Annotated in this window: 20 protein-coding genes and 1 tRNA gene; 2 read left to right on the forward strand and 19 right to left on the reverse strand. The window is 31.3% G+C overall.

Annotation, left to right across the window (positions count from 1 at the left end):
* Positions 1 to 62 precede the first annotated feature (62 nt).
* From ACGHJ8_RS10910 to ACGHJ8_RS10980, 15 genes are all read right to left on the reverse strand, one after another.
* Positions 63 to 1,739: an AAA family ATPase gene (locus ACGHJ8_RS10910; RefSeq protein WP_390540354.1), complete on the reverse strand. Its 1,677-nt coding sequence runs from the start codon at positions 1,737 to 1,739 to the stop codon at positions 63 to 65.
* A 108-nt stretch (positions 1,740 to 1,847) separates the two neighbouring features.
* On the reverse strand, positions 1,848 to 2,558 hold the full coding sequence (locus ACGHJ8_RS10915) for a GntR family transcriptional regulator (RefSeq protein ID WP_087358774.1): 711 nt from the start codon (positions 2,556 to 2,558) through the stop codon (positions 1,848 to 1,850).
* Positions 2,559 to 2,622: 64 nt separating this feature from the next.
* Entirely contained in the window at positions 2,623 to 3,165 is a 543-nt protein-coding gene (gene yfcE, locus ACGHJ8_RS10920; protein WP_087358776.1) for a phosphodiesterase, read from the reverse strand.
* Entirely contained in the window at positions 3,162 to 3,920 is a 759-nt protein-coding gene (locus tag ACGHJ8_RS10925; RefSeq protein WP_390540356.1) for an exodeoxyribonuclease III, read from the reverse strand. Before ACGHJ8_RS10925 ends, yfcE begins: the two co-directional genes overlap by 4 nt.
* A 27-nt stretch (positions 3,921 to 3,947) precedes the next feature.
* Positions 3,948 to 4,562, reverse strand: a complete 615-nt coding sequence (locus ACGHJ8_RS10930) for a GyrI-like domain-containing protein (RefSeq protein WP_087358780.1) — start codon at positions 4,560 to 4,562, stop codon at positions 3,948 to 3,950.
* Positions 4,563 to 4,690: 128 nt separating this feature from the next.
* Complete coding sequence (gene nrdG, locus ACGHJ8_RS10935; RefSeq protein ID WP_390540360.1) at positions 4,691 to 5,212, reverse strand: anaerobic ribonucleoside-triphosphate reductase activating protein; 522 nt, start codon at positions 5,210 to 5,212, stop codon at positions 4,691 to 4,693.
* Positions 5,213 to 5,214: 2 nt separating this feature from the next.
* Positions 5,215 to 7,395: an anaerobic ribonucleoside-triphosphate reductase gene (gene nrdD, locus ACGHJ8_RS10940; protein ID WP_390540362.1), complete on the reverse strand. Its 2,181-nt coding sequence runs from the start codon at positions 7,393 to 7,395 to the stop codon at positions 5,215 to 5,217.
* Between the two features lie 222 nt (positions 7,396 to 7,617).
* A complete protein-coding gene (locus ACGHJ8_RS10945; protein WP_087358784.1) occupies positions 7,618 to 7,887 on the reverse strand; it encodes an acylphosphatase in 270 nt (89 codons plus the stop codon).
* Positions 7,888 to 7,957: 70 nt separating this feature from the next.
* Entirely contained in the window at positions 7,958 to 8,680 is a 723-nt protein-coding gene (locus tag ACGHJ8_RS10950) for an ABC transporter permease (RefSeq protein WP_390540364.1), read from the reverse strand.
* Positions 8,680 to 9,510: an ABC transporter ATP-binding protein gene (locus tag ACGHJ8_RS10955; protein WP_390540366.1), complete on the reverse strand. Its 831-nt coding sequence runs from the start codon at positions 9,508 to 9,510 to the stop codon at positions 8,680 to 8,682. The genes ACGHJ8_RS10950 and ACGHJ8_RS10955 overlap by 1 nt, the downstream gene beginning before the upstream one ends.
* 245 nt (positions 9,511 to 9,755) lie before the next feature.
* Complete coding sequence (locus ACGHJ8_RS10960; RefSeq protein WP_390540368.1) at positions 9,756 to 10,166, reverse strand: hypothetical protein; 411 nt, start codon at positions 10,164 to 10,166, stop codon at positions 9,756 to 9,758.
* Positions 10,167 to 10,277: 111 nt separating this feature from the next.
* A complete protein-coding gene (galE, locus tag ACGHJ8_RS10965; protein ID WP_087358790.1) occupies positions 10,278 to 11,282 on the reverse strand; it encodes a UDP-glucose 4-epimerase GalE in 1,005 nt (334 codons plus the stop codon).
* Complete coding sequence (locus ACGHJ8_RS10970; protein ID WP_087358792.1) at positions 11,279 to 11,542, reverse strand: thioredoxin family protein; 264 nt, start codon at positions 11,540 to 11,542, stop codon at positions 11,279 to 11,281. The genes galE and ACGHJ8_RS10970 overlap by 4 nt, the downstream gene beginning before the upstream one ends.
* A gap of 1 nt (position 11,543) precedes the next feature.
* On the reverse strand, positions 11,544 to 12,026 hold the full coding sequence (locus ACGHJ8_RS10975) for a peptidylprolyl isomerase (protein WP_087358795.1): 483 nt from the start codon (positions 12,024 to 12,026) through the stop codon (positions 11,544 to 11,546).
* A complete protein-coding gene (locus ACGHJ8_RS10980; protein ID WP_087358797.1) occupies positions 12,023 to 12,307 on the reverse strand; it encodes a hypothetical protein in 285 nt (94 codons plus the stop codon). Before ACGHJ8_RS10980 ends, ACGHJ8_RS10975 begins: the two co-directional genes overlap by 4 nt.
* 139 nt (positions 12,308 to 12,446) lie before the next feature.
* Here ACGHJ8_RS10980 and ACGHJ8_RS10985 point away from each other — a divergent pair, with 139 nt between their 5' ends.
* On the forward strand, positions 12,447 to 14,504 hold the full coding sequence (locus tag ACGHJ8_RS10985; protein ID WP_211963356.1) for a translation factor GTPase family protein: 2,058 nt from the start codon (positions 12,447 to 12,449) through the stop codon (positions 14,502 to 14,504).
* Between the two features lie 121 nt (positions 14,505 to 14,625).
* Complete coding sequence (locus ACGHJ8_RS10990) at positions 14,626 to 15,987, forward strand: NlpC/P60 family protein (protein ID WP_211963354.1); 1,362 nt, start codon at positions 14,626 to 14,628, stop codon at positions 15,985 to 15,987.
* Between the two features lie 53 nt (positions 15,988 to 16,040).
* Here the strand turns inward: ACGHJ8_RS10990 and ACGHJ8_RS10995 are convergent, their stop codons facing one another.
* From ACGHJ8_RS10995 to ACGHJ8_RS11010, 4 genes are all read right to left on the reverse strand, one after another.
* On the reverse strand, positions 16,041 to 16,760 hold the full coding sequence (locus ACGHJ8_RS10995) for a glucosamine-6-phosphate deaminase (protein WP_390540371.1): 720 nt from the start codon (positions 16,758 to 16,760) through the stop codon (positions 16,041 to 16,043).
* The gene (locus tag ACGHJ8_RS11000) at positions 16,757 to 17,383 is read right to left on the reverse strand and encodes a 4Fe-4S dicluster domain-containing protein (protein ID WP_390540373.1); all 627 of its coding nucleotides are present in this window, start codon (positions 17,381 to 17,383) and stop codon (positions 16,757 to 16,759) included. The genes ACGHJ8_RS10995 and ACGHJ8_RS11000 overlap by 4 nt, the downstream gene beginning before the upstream one ends.
* Complete coding sequence (locus ACGHJ8_RS11005; RefSeq protein WP_390540375.1) at positions 17,380 to 18,015, reverse strand: rubredoxin-like domain-containing protein; 636 nt, start codon at positions 18,013 to 18,015, stop codon at positions 17,380 to 17,382. Before ACGHJ8_RS11005 ends, ACGHJ8_RS11000 begins: the two co-directional genes overlap by 4 nt.
* Before the next feature lie 186 nt (positions 18,016 to 18,201).
* A tRNA-Glu gene (locus ACGHJ8_RS11010) sits at positions 18,202 to 18,277 on the reverse strand.
* Positions 18,278 to 18,422 lie beyond the last annotated feature (145 nt).

The raw sequence follows: 18,422 nt of genomic DNA on the forward strand, positions 1-18,422 counted from the left end.
TGGTTTTACAAATAAAAAACAAGTCATTACAATTAAGATAGGTGACTTGTTTTACTAAAATATCAATCTTTACATTTTGTTATATAACATTGTTTTCGATAAAATGATATACCAAATCCTAAAACTTTTGGATATCCCTGTCTTATAAATATTTCACGATAGCCTTTTTGAACAATCTGGTCAGCTGCAATTTGACTATCCTGTATTAATGTTCCTACACTCTTACTGTGCTTACATTCAAGAATAATACATTCTCTTGTGATTCTTCTTGGTACTAAAGCTATGTCAAATCGTCCTTCGCCACTTTCTTTGTTAGACTGTATTTCATATTCTGTTTCCTGCAGAAAGCCTACCATAAAACCATGATAAAAACTTTCCAGACTATCATAATAACTAATACTTGATTCCAGCACATCATTCAATAAATCTATAGCTTCAATCATTTCACCTTTTATGAGCTTATCAATAAACTTTCCCTTTCGTTCTCTTTGATAACTGTCAAACCATTTCATAAAGATATCTTCATAGATATATTTGACTTCTTTATTAGGAATCACAAGTTCATAGGTATAAGGATGATTATTATCAACCTTACTCTTGATTTTCAGATAGCCAGTAAACAACAGAAAACTATACACATTGTCATTCATTGTCTGAATACTATGAAAGTCCATTTCTCGATACGTCAGTTCAGGAACAATCTTCTTGATGATGCTTTGACCATTGATTAGTCTTTCAAATTCTTCCTTCATTGTCATCGTTGCATATTCGATATATGTTTTAACAAGATCATTGCTGCTGGTATTCGCCCAGAAAGATACAGCCTGAAAATGGTCATCATTCAGTAATTTCTTGACATAGTTCAAGGCACTCCATGAATTATAGATTTCCGTCTTTCCAAACAGATAGCCATCATACCATTCCTTCATCTCTTGACGATTATCCATAAGATTATAGTATTTCAAAAGTTCATCAATTTCTTCTTGGGTAAATCCAAAGCAATCAGAAGCTTCTACATCCATGATGGTTCTGACTGTAAAGTTGTTAAGACCTGTAAAGATGCTTTCTTTAGATATTCTAAGACAACCAGTCAATACTCCTCTTTCCAGTGCATCATTGGTTTTTAAAGCAGATGAAAAGACACTTCTTATAAAATCAACCATTTCATCATAGTAGTCATGTTGATAGGCACTCTGTAAAGGCACATCATATTCATCTATGAGAATGATAACTTTTTGATGATAATGTTGATAGAATATATTTGAAAGATTAAATAAAGACTCTTTCAACTCATTTTGATTCGATTCTAAGTTCTGATATTTCTTTAAGATTTTCTTTTGCCTTGCATTAATACTTCTACTATTCAAAACATTTTCGTACTTATCTATAATTTTTGATATCAAAGATGAAAATTTGTATATTTGATCTTCAAAAGTATCATTATTCATATCTTTTAACGATAGAAAAATAACAGGATATTGATTTTGATGAAGCATGAGATGTTGATGTTTTGATACATTCAAACCCTCAAAAAGATAAGCATTTTCTTTTTCCTGATTAGAAAAGAAATAATAAAGCATACTCATGTTTAATGTTTTCCCAAAACGTCTAGGTCTTGTATACAACATCACCTTATCACTTAAGACATCATCTATAAGCATTGTCTTATCAACATAATAATAATTCTTATCCATGAATTCTTTAAAATTTTCTGTTCCTGTTGTGATACGCTTCATCATGATCTTTCCTTTCTTTTTGATTACATTATAGCATAATACATCTCAAAAAAAACACTCTCCGGCACAATTGTTCTATTAATATAAAAACATGACAAAATAAAGTCATGCTTATTGTTGAATAATAACAGTTTGAAATTCAAAATGGGCATAATGCTGCCTTGATAAAGTATATTCAAATATAGAACCATTGCTTAAATATGAAATCTGTTCTTCTTGAATATATGGTTCATTTTCTTTCAATCCAAGATATTGTTGTTCTAAAGGGGTTGACAAAGCAGCTTGTATAGTTAAATGACAGCTTTGTATTTTTAGCTTTAAAACATTTTCAATATAACTATATATAGAACCTTTAAGATGTTGTAATTTTAAGTTTGGAATCACACTAATAGGAATATATGTAATATCAATTAAATGTGGAACTTTATCTAAAAACCTTAATCTTATAATATGATAAACAAAATCTCCAACATCTATTTGTAATTTTTCTGATAAAAGTTCATCTGCTGGAACAACTTCAAATTCTAGAACATTGCTTGTGACTTCTTTAATCCCTTTATATTGTTCAGTCAAACCACGTCCAAATTTACTTACTGGATTATCCATAGCTGGATCATAATCCTTCACAAATGTTCCAGCCCCACGTCTACGAATAATCAAACCTTCTTTAACCAAAATATCTAAAGCTTTTTTCATTGTTTCTTTATTACAATGATAGCTCATACACAATACATACTCATAAGGGAGTTTTTGACCAAAAGTATATTCTTGATTTTTTATTTTCTGACGAATATCATCAGCAATATCTCTGTACTTTGCCATAAACTCACCTCACCAATATAAAAATACCATACTTTTTATTTAATTTCACGGTTTTTTTATATTTTTATGATAATTTCATGCTTTGAAGCACTTTTTTATCTAAAGTAACAATTTTTAATTCACCATCTTCATAAACTCCAAAACTTTTCTGCCCAGCTTTAGGCAAAGATATAGAAGAAGGATTCAATAAAACAATACCATTTTCTTTCTTTAAAACAGGTTTATGAAAATGACCATACATAAAAATATCTCCACTGTGTAACATTGGTAAATGTGTTTCATCATATAAATGTCCATGCGTTAAAAAGAAGCGATACCCATCAGCATATAATTCACTATAATCCCCACGCATAGGAAATTCCAAAACCATCTGATCTACTTCTGCATCGCAATTACCTCTAACTGCCATAATCTTATCCTTATATTGATTCAGTAGGTTTATAACCTTTTGAGGCTGATAACCTTCCGGTAAAGGATTTCTTGGTCCATGATATAATATATCGCCTAATATAATCAACTTTTCCATCTTTTCTTCTTCATAAATCTCCATCACTTTTTTTAAATCATCATAAGATCCATGAATATCAGAAATAATCATCCATTTCACATTAATCCCTCCATTTTCACACCAACTGGGCAATGATCAGAACCCAATATATCATTATAGATATAAGCATCTTCAATCTGTTCTTTTAAATCATCTGATACAACAAAATAATCAATACGCCAACCTGCATTTTTTTCTCTTGCCTTAAACATATATGACCACCATGAATACTTCTCTAATGTTGGATATCTATATCTAAACGTATCAATAAAACCACTCTCTAGTAACTCAGTAAATTTTTGTCTTTCCTCATCTGTAAATCCAGCATTTTTATGATTTGTTTTATCATTTTTCAAATCAATTTCTTGATGAGCTACATTTAAATCTCCACATATGACAACTGCTTTGTTTTGTTTCAACCTACAAACATATTCTCTAAAAGCATCTTCCCATACTTGACGATAGTCCAATCGTTCTAATCCTCTTTTTGAATTAGGTGTGTATACTGTTATAAAATAGAAATTTTCATATTCTAATGTAATCACACGACCTTCCTGATCATGTTCATCAATACCTAATCCATAAGTGACATTGAGTGGTTCTTTCTTTGTATAGATTGCTGTTCCACTATATCCTTTCTTTATCGCATCATTATAATAAGAAAAATAGCCATCAAACTTTAAATCCAATTGATGCTTTTGCAATTTTGTTTCCTGTATTGCAAAAATATCAGCATTCACAGATAAGAAAAAATCTGCAAACCCTTTATTTAAACACGCTCTTAAACCATTCACATTCCATGATACAAATAACATAATTTTCTCCTCCTATAAAAAAAGGGGCTATACCCCATCCTCCTCAATAGCATATCTTACAATTGTTTTTAATTTATCAACTGGATTCTTTTCTGGATCATTTAAATAAATCTCATGATGAAATCCACTTAGTTTCATTCCTTGAATTGTAATATATTCCATAATCTGTTTGGTTGTATTAATTTCAGTATTATAAGCTCCTTTATGCAACATCTGAACACATCGTCCCTCTTGAAACTTTTTTAAATAAACATCAATAAGATATGGATTATCTTTTTTTAAAGTCACACTTTCTCTAATCATTTCAAAAGTTTGTTCATCAAGGACTTTTGGTTGAGCAATCATCAAAGTAAATTTGATCATCTTTTTTCTTGTGACATCAAATTGACTATTATCATATGTATCCCATAATCCTTCTAATGGAGAAATCAAATACAATAAATCCATTTTTTCCTTAAAATAATCTTTAATTGCCTTAGATAATATATGTAAAGCCTCTGCTTTCAGTTTAAATTCTTCAACGTTAGGATTTCCAATTCCATCAACCATTAAAAAATTAAATTCTGGTACATCAACAACATCTATTTTTTTGGTTGAAGCATCATATTGCTTTTTATACTCTCGTCTAATGCCTTCTTTCACTTAAAATCCTCCCTTCACTGCCATTACATTATATATAATTTTCTAAAAAATATCTACTTATTTTAGGATTTTTTTATTTTTTATCACTTCTTTTTTTGTTTTTCACACAAAAAAAGTGATTTTTTTAATCACTTTCCATCCCATAAAACAACCTTATGAGCTTGATTTGTTCTCTTTATATCAATAATTCTTTGATTTTCAGAACCTCTAAATTTCAAACGAATATTCTTTTGATCGACTAAAAAAGGACCATCAACCAAGATATCTAAATAATTTAATATTTCATCCGTATCCTCTCCATAGACTCTCCCACCAGGTTGTAAATCTTCATACAGATAACCTGTATAACACCAAATATCCTTATCCGGATACTTTTCATGAACCTGTCTTAATAAAGGTAATAAACCTTTTTGATTTACAAGTTCCATTGGCTCTCCGCCTAACAATGTCAGACCTGAGATATGTTGAGGTGCTAATGCCTGTAATATAAAATCAATTGTGTCTTGTGTAAAATCTTCACCATATTGAAAATCCCAAGCAATCTCATTAAAGCAATCAGGGCAATGATGAGTACAGCCCGAAACAAAGAGTGATACTCGCACTCCTGTTCCGTTGGCTATATCTACAGTTTTAATCGTTGCATATTTCATTTTTATAAATGAAGTACACGTTCCTTAATTTCTTGTGTACGTCCCTGATTCCAGAACTGTGTTCCAATATATCCACATGTACGTCTGGCAACGCTCATCTTATCCTGATTTGTATTTCCACAATTTGGACAAACCCAAATCAATTTTCCATCTTTATCTTCTTTAATTTGAATTTCACCATCATAGCCACATTCCATACAATAGTCACTCTTTGTATTCAATTCTGCATACATAATATGTTCATAAATATGCTTCATAACAGCTAAAACAGCTTCAATGTTATCTTGCATATTTGGTACTTCAACGTAGCTAATTGCTCCTCCTGGAGATAATTTCTGGAATTGTGATTCAAAAGTTAATTTTGTAAAGGCATCTATTTCTTCAGTCACATTAACATGATAGCTATTCGTAATATAGTTTTTATCAGTCACACCAGGAATTTTTCCAAAACGTTTTTGTAGACATTTCGCAAATTTATAAGTTGTTGATTCAATTGGTGTACCATATAAACTAAAATCAATATTTTCTTCTGCTTTCCATTTCGCACAGGCATCATTTAAATGTTGCATCACTTCTAAAGCAAATGGTGTCGCATCTGGATCAGTATGTGATTTTCCTGTCATATATTTCACACATTCACAAAGACCGGCATAACCTAATGAGATTGTTGAATATCCACCATATAGTAATTGATCAATCGTTTCACCTTTTTTAAGTCTTGCCAGTGCACCATATTGCCATAAGATTGGTGCAACATCACTGACAGTCCCTTTTAAACGATTATGACGACACATTAAAGCTTCTTTACATAAAGCCAGTCTTTCATCCATAATACGCCAGAATTCTTTCATATCACCTTGTGATGAACAAGCAACATCTACTAGATTAATAGTCACAACACCTTGATTAAAACGTCCATAATATTTAGGTTTATTTGTCTTTGGATCAACATAAGGTGTTAAGAAACTACGACATCCCATACATGTATAACAATGTCCTTCATTATTTTTATCCACTTTTAATTCCAGCATTTTCTTTTCAGAAATATAGTCTGGAACCATACGTTTTGCTGTACATTTCGCTGCTAATTCAGTTAAATACCAATATTTGCTGTTTTCACTAATATTATCTTCTTCTAAAACATAAATCAACTTAGGGAAAGCTGGTGTCACATAAACACCTTTTTCATTTTTAACACCTAAAATTCTTTGATTTAATGTTTCTTCAATAATTAAAGCCAAGTCATCTTTAATTTGTCCATCAGGAACTTCATTTAAATACATAAAAACTGTCACAAATGGTGCTTGACCATTTGTTGTCATCAACGTAATGACCTGATATTGAATCATTTGAACACCACGATTAATTTCTTTACGTACACGATATTCTGCCAATTCGTTAATCTGTTCTTCACTGACAGGAATATTTTCCTGTTCAAATTCTTCACGGACTTCTTTTCTAAACTTTTGACGACTGACATCAACAAAAGGAGCAAGATGTGACAAGCTAATACTTTGTCCCCCATATTGTGAACTTGCAACTTGAGCAATAATTTGTGTCGCTATATTACAAGCTGTTGAAAAGCTTTTTGGTCTTTCAATCATCGTTTCACTAATGACTGTTCCATTTTGTAACATATCTTCCAGATTAACTAAACAGCAATTATGCATATGTTGAGCAAAATAATCTGAATCATGGAAGTGAATAATTCCTTCTTCGTGAGCCTTCACAATATGACCAGGCAATAAAAGACGTTTTGTAATATCTTTACTAACTTCCCCTGCCATATAATCTCTTTGAACACTATTGACAGTTGGATTCTTATTAGAATTTTCTTGTTTTACTTCTTCATTTGCACATTCAATCAAACTTAAAATCTGTTCATCAGTTGTATTTGATTTACGTACTAATGCTCTCATATAACGATATGTAATATATTTTCTAGCTACTGCAAAAGCATTCAATTTCATAATTTCATTTTCTACAAGATTTTGAATTTCTTCAACATTCAAAGCTCTTTTCATCTTTTCACATTGATACTTCACATTATTTGTAATATTATCAATATCTTCATCCGATAATCTATCTTTACCTACAACTTCATTATTTGCTTTTTCAATTGCAGCTGTAATCTTTGTCTGATCAAATAAAACTTCTGCTCCATTACGCTTAATAATTTTCATAAACATCCTTCCTCCTTAGTCTTGTACCTGTAAGTTTACCATAATCCCCAGTTCAAAAAAAGGAATATGCTCTATAGGTCCACAGTTTTTTCTTTGTTCACAAACAAAATCAAAAAACATTGATAAAAACAACGTTTTTTGATTTTATAATTTTCCTATGAAAATAACTATCCCTATTATAACCGATATTTTTTAAAAGAAAAGACTTGACATGATAAATAATTAATATTTCAATTCAAATCCCTTTTCTTCTTTTAAAATCTCTAAATCTTCCATCATACACTCGTCGATACGTATATAACGTATACTTTTCATATGATCAATAAGCTGCTGAATACGTACCCACTCACCTTGAATACATGCCTCAACATCCCCATTACTCAAATTTCTTACCCATCCTGTTAAATGCAGACGTGTCGCTTGTTGATAAACTGTAATACGAAAACCAACCCCTTGAACACGTCCTTTAAAAATAATATGTTTTCTTACCATAGACTCACCTTCTTTTTCTTATTTTATCATTTTCAATGAATGAAAAAAAGAGAAATCAATACCGATTTCCCTAATCATCTAATCCTTTTTTCTTGTAACCATACATAAAAGCAATAACACCCAAAATAATCCATACGATACAAACAATTATAGCTATCACTGTATCTTGATTAAAGAAAGGCTGATTTGTTAATAATTGTAAATAAAGTGTTTGGAAAGAGGTTGTTGGAAAAATAACTGCAATCTTTTCAATCATTTCATTCAGTTGACTAAAAATAGGTGGCAGCATTAAGAAAATCATTAAAGGTGAACTTAAGGTTCCAGCACTCATTTGATCTTTAGAAAGCAAACCTACCAAAGCTCCAAAAAATAAGACACTTAATGATGCTAAAATGTAAAAGATAAGAAAATATACGAAATATCCTATTGGTTCTTGACAAACAAGGAAAATAAGGATTCCATCAATTAGCATCAAAACCAATGCAACAAAAGCTTTACTTAACAAAAAATCAGCTGCGCTGACATTAGCTAACATTAACGAACGCAAAGTATGTTTTTCTTTTTCCTCAGCTACCATATTAGCTAAGACATTCAATGGAATAATAGAAATAGTCATAACGATGCACATCACAATGACAAAACTCCCTGTTGCTTCTTGAAGTATATCTCCTAATAAAAACTTATACATGACTCCAAATAAAACGGGCAAAGCTAACATTAAAAATACATTTTTATTCACAAAACAATTTTTCAAATCTTTCATAAACAATGCTTTACAAATACGTATATTCATTATGATTCCTCCTTCGTCAATGTTAAAAAGACTTCTTTTAAAGTTGGCTCAATTGAGTGAATCATTAATAATTCATCAATCTGTTCCAATTCCTGCTTTAAAAGTTTTAAATCTAAAGGAATCGTATAATCCTGCTGAGTTGTTTTAATACGAATCTGTTTCTTAGAATATTTCAGTTTGAGAGCTTTAGGTTGTCCACTTTCAATAATATGTCCATGATTCAAAAAGGCTACACGATGACACATTTCATCTGCTTCTTCCATATTATGAGTTGTTAAAAAGACAGTTGTCCCTTTCGCATTCAGTTTTTTGATGATTTCTCTCACTTCATTTGCTGTGGAAGGATCCAAATTAGCTGTAGGTTCATCTAAAAATAGAAGTGAAGGTGAATGAATAATTGTTCTAGCAAAGATTAATCGTTGTTTCATTCCTTTTGATAATTGACTAACCAACTGTTTTTTCGCCTCTAATAAATCTACTTCTTCCAAGACTTTTTCAATACAGCTTTTATCAATACCATAGATTTTTGCAAATAACAGTAAATTATCATAAACACTCATCTTTTCATATAAACCACTATTATCACTCATAATCCCTATTTGACTTTTTATTTTTGAAGAAAAAGGACTCTCTTTCAATATCTGAATCTCTCCTCCATCACTTTTTAACTGTCCCGTCAACAATTTAATTGTGGTTGTTTTTCCAGATCCCGAAGGACCTAAAAAGCCAAAAATCTCCCCTTTTCGAACCGCAAAATCACATCCTTGTAAAGCAACAGTTGTTTGAAACCTTTTTGATAGTTGTTTGACTTCAATCACATTTTCTTCCATCATATACCCTCCTTTTTTCATTATATACCCCCCCCGACATTTTTTTGCAGTAGAAAATATCATTTGAGGTTTAAATCATTTTTATCTTCTCACCCTTATAGATTTCATACATTTTTCTACTTCTAGAATATCATAGCCATTTTTCATAGGCAAGTATCAAAAAATTAAATAAAACAAACAAAAATACGACAATGAATCGTATTTTTAATATCAATATTTTAAACAGTTAAATTTGAGATTATTCCTTATTTTCTATGCCAGTGATAATAAAGGAATAAATTATATCCTAATAAACTTATTATATTTCCTATAAGGAAAAGAAGAAAAGGAATTCCATCTACCAACATATAATAAATCTTTAAAGGGTAAACTTCTGGCAATATAAATAAACAAATAAAACCAGCAACAATCAATATAAACCAGACAATCAAACAGATGATATCCATCTTCCTATTATTTTTATCCACCAACAACATTCCATTCCAAATTGATGTCATAATCCCTAATCCTATAAATATCCATGTGATAGTCAAAAGATAATTATGCTGTGATATAAAAGTCAATATATCATAACGAATGTATTGATAATATAACATCAACATCAAGTAAAAAACAGGAAATATCAAAATATAAATCTTTTTTAAAGTCTTTTTCATTATCAATCACCTCTCTACTTTCAGTATATCATTTTTCATTCAATGTTTCATAAATATATCATTTCATCAAAAAAGCTGTTAACTTCTACAGCTAACAGCTTTCCAATATTTTTATTTTTTGTTATGAATGATGAAGTTATAAGCATCTTTGCACATATCTTCTAATGATTTTTCAGCAACCCATCCCAGTTCTTCTCTTGCCTTAGCTGGATCTGCATAACAAGTTGCTATATCTCCGGCACGTCTTGGTTTGATTTCATAGTTGACTTTGACATTGTTTGCTTTTTCATAAGCTTTCACAATATCTAAAACACTATAACCATGTCCTGTTCCTAAATTATAAGTATAAACACCATGATCACCAACAAGTTTCTTTAAGGCTTTGACATGTCCTTTTGCTAAATCCACAACATGGATATAATCTCTGACACCTGTTCCATCTGGTGTATCATAATCGTTACCAAAGACACCTAAACATTCTAATTCACCAACAGCTACTTTAGAAATATAAGGCACAAGGTTATTAGGAATACCATTTGGATCTTCTCCTAATAAACCACTCTCATGAGCACCAATAGGATTGAAATATCTTAATAAAACAATATTCCATTGGTCATCAGAAATATAAATATCTCTTAAAATATTTTCAATCATTAATTTTGTTGTTCCATAAGGATTTGTTGTTGGACCTAATGGAAAATCTTCTTTGATAGGTACTGTATGAGGATTTCCATATACAGTTGCACTTGATGAAAAGATTAAATTCTTACAGTTATATTTTCTTAATAATTGACATAAAACAAGTGTACTCATCAAGTTATTTTGATAATATTCCATTGGTTTTTGAACAGACTCACCAACAGCTTTATAACCTGCAAAATGAATAGCACCATCAATTTGATGTTCTTGAAAAACCTTTTCCATAGCTTCTTCATCACAACAATCCACTTCATAAAAAGCAGGTCTTTTCCCTGTAATCTTAGTGATATTGTCCAATGCTTCTGGCTTAGAATTGTAAAAGTTATCTACAATCACAACTTCATGTCCTTCCTGCATTAACTCAACAACTGTGTGGCTTCCAATATATCCCGCACCACCTGTGACTAAAATTTTCATTCATTTTCCTCCTTTAAATAGTCCTCAAATATCTTTTGAATTTCTTCTTTTGTCACTGCTCCTTCATGAAGTTTTCTTTGACCTTCAAAAAAACAAGGAACATAATAATAATCATAACGATCAGCCAATTCACTTTGTTCACTTTCTTCAATCGTTTCTATAGGAATCTGCTGATATTGATTATTTTGCTGATAAAGTTCTTCTATCCATTGAAATGCCTGACGACAATAAGGACAGTTTTTTAAATAAAATAATTTCATCTTAAATCAACCTCATTGTTTTAATAACGACTGGTTCTAATGGACAATCTCTAGCATCCGTTGCCACATTAGCAATTTCATCAATCACATGTTTTCCTTTCGTAATTTTTCCAAAAGCAGCATATTCTCCATCAAGATGAGGTGCATCTTCATGCATAATAAAGAATTGTGAACTTGCTGAATCCTTAATCATTGTACGTGCCATTGAAAGCACACCTCTGGTATGCAATAATGGATTATCGATACCATTACTTTTAAATTCTCCTTTAATTGCTGGTGTTTCATGAATATGCATATCTTTATCATAGCCACCACCTTGAATCATAAATCCCGCAATGACACGATGGAAGATTAATCCATCATAAAAATGACTTTCAATTAAATCAACAAAATTTTTTACAGTACGTGGAGCAATTTCAGGATATAACTCTCCCGACATCACTTCTCCATTTTCCATTTCAATTTCAAAATCTATTGTTTTCATAATTCGTCCTCTTTCTCCTCAATCATACGACGCTGATCGGTCGTATTTTCTTTTTTCTTTTTTAAATAAAACTTTACACCAAAAAATAACACAATCATTGCAATAAGACATAACAACAAATGAACAATTTTTCCCATTTGTTCAAATTGATATGCTAAAGCAACAGTTAAACATAAATTCAAAATCAATAAAGCACCTGTTGTTTTTATTCTCTTATTATAAAGGCAATCCAATGCAAAAGCATTCGATAAAAACAATATAATAATTAATCCAACTTCCATGTTTTTTCCTCCTAGTGTTATCATAACATCTTTTTCTATAAATTTCACTATAATTATGCTGTAACCGTTTTCATTGTTTTGTAAATGTGTTAAAATAAAAGAAAGATATTCCAAAAAATATTAAAGGAGCGTGATGATAATGAGAGCTTATCACTCAAACGAAATTGGAAATGTCGTTGTGTTAGGTCACTCTGGGAGTGGCAAAACCAGCGTGATTGAAGCGATGGCTTATCGTGCTGGTTTAACAAACCGTATTGGAAAAATTGAAGATGGAAACACAATTAGTGATTATTCACCAGAAGAAATCAAAAGACATTCTTCAGTAGGATTGTCTATTATTCCATTAGAATGGAATAACTGTAAGATTAACTTATTAGACACACCCGGTTCTTTTGATTTTGTTGGTGAAGTTGAAGCCGCTTTAAAAGTTGCTGAAAGTGCCTTGATTGTTGTTCCGGCAACAGAAGGAATCAGTGTTGGAACAAAGGAAGCCATGCATAAAGCTTATGATAAAGCCAAGATGATTTATATTAGTGGGCTGGATTATCCAAATGCTGCTTACCAGCAAAAACTGGAAGATTTAAAAATGACATATGGAAAGGCCATTGCCCCTATTCAAGTTCCGATTATGGAAGGAAATAAAATGGTTGGTTATGTCAATGTTGCAAAAATGGAAGGACGTTATTTTGATGGTGAACAAACACATCCTTGTCCTATTCCAGATGATATGTGGGATGAAATTACACCTATTAAAAATATGATTGATGAAGCTGTAGCAAATACCAATGATGAATTATTAGAGAAATATATTAATGAAGAACCTTTCACAAAGGACGAAATTTCTTGGGCTTTACGTCAAGGTGTTATGAATAAAACATTGATTCCAGTATTATGTGGAACAAATCAGATTGGAATTCAAATTATATTAAATTCTATGGTAGCATTCTTTAGTGCTGCTGGAGATATGGTCAATTCTATGGTTGTGCATAATGAGGAAACAGATGAAGATGATTTAATTGGTTTTGATGAATCTTTGGCACCATCTTTATTTGTATTTAAAACAATAGCTGATCCTTTTGTTGGGCGTATTTCTTTATTTAAGGTTTGTACAGGTTCTATTCATGCTGGTATGACTTTATTCAATGTTCAGAAAAAAGAAGCTGAGAAATTGAATAAACTCTATATTATGAAGGGAAAAGAATTAATTGAAACAGATTGTTTAAATGCTGGAGATATTGGTGCTTTATCTAAATTATCTTATACTCAAACAAATGATACATTATGTACTTTAGATTATCGTATCACTTATGAAACAATCTTATTCTCTCAACCTTATTATGGAAAAGCCATTAAACCTGTAGGTAAAGCGAATGAAGAAAAGATTACCAATGCTTTAAATAAACTTTTGGAAGAAGACAAAACATTAAAATTTGAAAACAATCCAGAAACAAAACAACAATGTATCTATGGTATTGGAGATATTCATATTGATAGTGTTGTTTCTAAATTAAAAGAAAGATTTAAGATTGATGTCACATTAGATAATATTATTATTCCTTATCGTGAAACGATTCGTGGTCAAGTGACACAACGTTATAAATATAAGAAACAATCTGGTGGTCATGGTCAATATGGTGATGTAGAAATCACATTTGAACCTTTACATGATTATACTGTTCCATTTGTATTTGAAGAAAAAATCTTTGGTGGTGCTGTTCCTAAAGCTTACTTCCCTGCTGTAGAAAAAGGTTTAGTGGAAGCAACAAAGCATGGTATTTTAGCACAGTATCCTGTTTTAGGTATTAAAGCAACTTTGATTGATGGTTCATATCATAGTGTTGATTCTTCTGAAATGGCATTTAAAACAGCAACAATCATGTGTTTTAAAGAAGCAATGGAAAAAGCAAAACCTGCTTTATTAGAACCATTTATGACTTTGCATGTTTATATTGATGAAAAATTTACGGGAGATATTATGGGACACTTCAATAAAAAACGTGCCCGTGTGATGGGTAGTGAAATCTTAGAAGATGGTTTAATTAAGATTACTGCTGAAGCCCCACAGGAAGAAGTCATGAATTATGCTGTTGATTTACGTGCAATGACACAAGGTCAAGGCTTCTTTGATATGGAATTTCTAGGATATGAGTTTGCACCTGAACATGTGACAAAACGTGTGATCGCAAACCATCAATAATGTAAAAAAGGAGATAACAAAGCGTTATTTCCTTTTTTCACATCATTCACACAATATTCCAACAATAATTATTTGACAGTTTCTAAAAATGCTTTAGAATAAAGATAAGGAGGAATGTGATGTGTTGAAAAAGAAAATCATTGTTTCATGTTTATCATTCAGTCTGTTTGCTTGTCTATTTGCAACATCCTACCATGTCAAAGCAGTAGATTTTGAAGGAAAAGAATCTCAATATATCAAATTATGTTCTTCTTCTAAACTCACAAACAGTCAACAAAAAACATGTAAAGAATTTAATAATTATCTCTATGATAAAAATAAAGAATTAAAAGAAGAAGCATCCCAAGCTAAAGAAGATGCTCAAAATACAAAAGAAGATATTGCCCAAATCGCTCAAAAGATTACCGAAATAGATACAAAAATAGAATCAGCTGAAAGTGAATTAAATTATGTACAAAAAAATATTGAAAAATTAAAAAAAGAAGTACAAGAACAAAGTGAAAAACTTCAAGAACGTTTGTATAGTATGCAAACAACGCTTAATTCAAATATTTTTACAACATATATCTTTGGTGCTGATACTATTTCTGATTTCATGAGTCGTATTATCAACATTAAAGAAATTACCAATTATGATAATGAACTGATTGATCAAATCAATGAAAATATAAAAGAAGTACAAAAACAAGAAACAACTTTAAAGAATTTAAAAGCATCTCTAGAAGATGATAAAAAAGAACAGGCAAGTCTGCAAAAAACATTCCAGGCAAAATTAACTGAACAAAATAAGACAGTTGCAAGTAACACATCTCAAGCAGCGAAAAACCAAGAATCTATTGAATCTATTCAAAAGAACTTAGCCGCTATCCAAAAAGCATCTGATGCTTCAAAAGTGAACCATGTTTCTCAGGCAACACCTAATAAAAAACCATCTTCTAGTCAATCAACCCAAAAACCATCGCAAAATGAATCAAGCAATACCAATGATGATTCTTCTCAAAAAGAAGAACAAAAAGAAGAACAAAATCAAGAAGAAAATAATACATCTTCTGATAGCAATTTATCATCTAATGAAGAATTAGGTTTAGCTATTGCTAATAAGGCATTAACACGTCAAGGTTATATGTATGTATGGGGTGGTTGTCATACAATGAGTGAAGTTAAAAATCCAAATCAGACAAAATTTGATTGTTCTGGTTTAGTTTGCTGGGCTCATTATCAATGTGGTGTAAACATTGGTGTTCAATCAACCAAATGGAATCTTGCAACAGCAGGAAAATCTGTTTCAAAAGCAAATATACAGGCAGGAGATATTATTCTCTTTAGTGACAATGGTGCCTTTAGTGGTGTTCATCATGTAGGAATCTATATTGGAGATAATAAAATGGTTCATGCTCCTTCAACAGGAAAACCTGTTCAAGTTGCTGATTTAAGTTATAGCTATTGGCAAAATGAATGGTATACTTGTCGTCGTTTATATTAGACATCATCATGATGTCTTTTTTTCATGATAAAAGGCGATACAATGATTGCCTTTTATAATCGAGATTCATCTTCAATTGACAACAAAGAAGCTGCTGCTTCATCACAGATCACCGTAAAATTAGGATGAAGCTTTAAAACTGTTGCAGGAACTTCTTCATTAATAGGTTCTTCAATAAAACGTTTAAAAATTTCTGCTTTTTCATGACCATCTACAATCATGACCAGATGATTGACACGCATCAAACTCTTAGCCCCCATCGTAATCGTATAAGGTTGTCGTGGTCTTTCACCATAAGTTGGATTGACTGCTAATTTATCCTTATATTCCATACAGTAAGTATAACTATCAAATTGTGTACAACGTGGACAATTCCCACAAAAATGACCATCATGTCCTAGACCAATCACCATGACATCAATGCCTCCAGCTTGACGAATCTGCCAGTCATAATCATGCCAGTTATCAAGCGTGATACGATGAATATGTTCTTCTAAAATATGTGCCGGTTCAAAAAACATCTCTTTCATCTCAGCCCAGTTTGTTCCATATTTTTCACCAATAAATGGATTTTCATCAAATAAATAATATTCCACATCCTTAAATTTCTTTTGATCCTTCACAAGAGGAATCATCATTTCATATAAAAGACGTGGTGTTCTTCCCGATGTCAATGAAATATTGACTCTTTTATCTTGCAACATAGCACCAAGTAAAATATACATAGCATTTTCACTCATGGCTTTGACATCTTTTTCAATAACTAATTTCATAATGATCCTTCCTTTTCTATTCTTTCTAATTGTTTTCCTGTTGCCCTGCAAATAGGACAAACAGGTGTTTCATTATTTTTAACTTCAAAAATGGCACCACACACAAGACAATGATATTGAATCGTAGTAACTTCATGAAATGATATCTTTGTTAATAAGTTTTGAGCAACATCCGTTGGAAAATCATCACATGGAGGATTTTCTACAAAAGATTCAAGTAATTGCTGGGTATTAGCACTTTGAGGTAACATAAATCCTGCTTCACGCATGATATCTTCATGAACTAAGCGAATAGATTTTACAAATGCCTTCATTAAACGATACAATTCATCATTATGACTATTCATCAATTGTCTGGCAAGTTGCTCCTGTTTCGCCTTTTGTGTTGTTAATGTATGAGATAAATGAACAAGAGAAAGGTCTTTTGATTGTTGAGGTGGATAAGTCAGTGGAACAAGGGAGATAGCTCCACTTGGACATGCTTTGGCACAATCACCACATCCAATACATTTTTTCACATCAATGATACTGTCTTCTGTATCTGTTGCTCCTACTGGGCAAACATAAAGACAAAGGCAATCTTTTGTACATAAGCGAATATTTCTTACAGCTATGTATTTCATCCAGCCTCCCTCCCCTCTATTTTTTCAAATTTCCATGCTGGAACTTTACACACCGGACATAATTCTGGTGCTTCATCTCCAACAAACACAAAACCACATACTGAACATACCCAGACAGATGTATTTTTCAAAAATGCTCCTTGATCTTGACGATAACGCATTAATAACGAATGCAAAATAGCTGTTACCTTTTCACCCCAGACACAAATACGTTGTGTCCCTCGATCAGCCACCTGCTTTGCATATCCATGTAAAGCAGGATAATATTGTGATAAATCTTCCTGCAACAACTGTTCTAAAACGTCTACACTCGCATTATCTTCATTTTCTACATGTGCTGTGAATACATCAGATAATGTTTTCAAAAGCAAAGCTTCTTCGTCTTTATATTGTTTTTCACATCCACGCTGTAAATTCGAACAAATCGCTGCCAATTCTCCTAAAGAATAAACTATATCTCCTTCTGTTAATATATTCATGTCTGTTGTCTTTGTTTCTTTTTCTTCTTTGACAAACAAAGACTGATCAGCTTTACATATAGGACAGACCCATGACTCTGGCAATTGTTGAAACGTTAAATCTTCTTGACTTTCATCATAAACATATCCACAAATAGAACATACATATTTCATGACAAAACCTCCTTCCTTTTTATTGATTGTCCTTTTCTTTATTATATAATGTAGATATATATTATTCATTAAAAACAAAACTTTTCAAAAAGAAAATCAATATTTCACTGAAAAACCTTCAAAAGAAATTATATTATATTTTTAAACAAATAAAAAAACACTGATTTGATCAGTGCGTTTTAACATTGGTAGTCCGTAGGGGGTTCGAACCCCTGAATGCTAGGATGAGAACCTAGTGTGTTGACCACTTCACCAACGGACCAAATATTGACAATATATAGTATATCACTCTTAAATCAAGTGTAAAGATTTTTTTAAAATAAATGCAATAAATAAGGAATAAAAAGCATTAATATGATGGAATGATGAATTTATTATAAATATCATGTTGGGATTGAGTGAACAGC

This window comes from Massiliimicrobium timonense, assembly GCF_042850985.1.
GTDB lineage: Bacteria > Bacillota_I > Bacilli_A > Erysipelotrichales > Coprobacillaceae > Allocoprobacillus.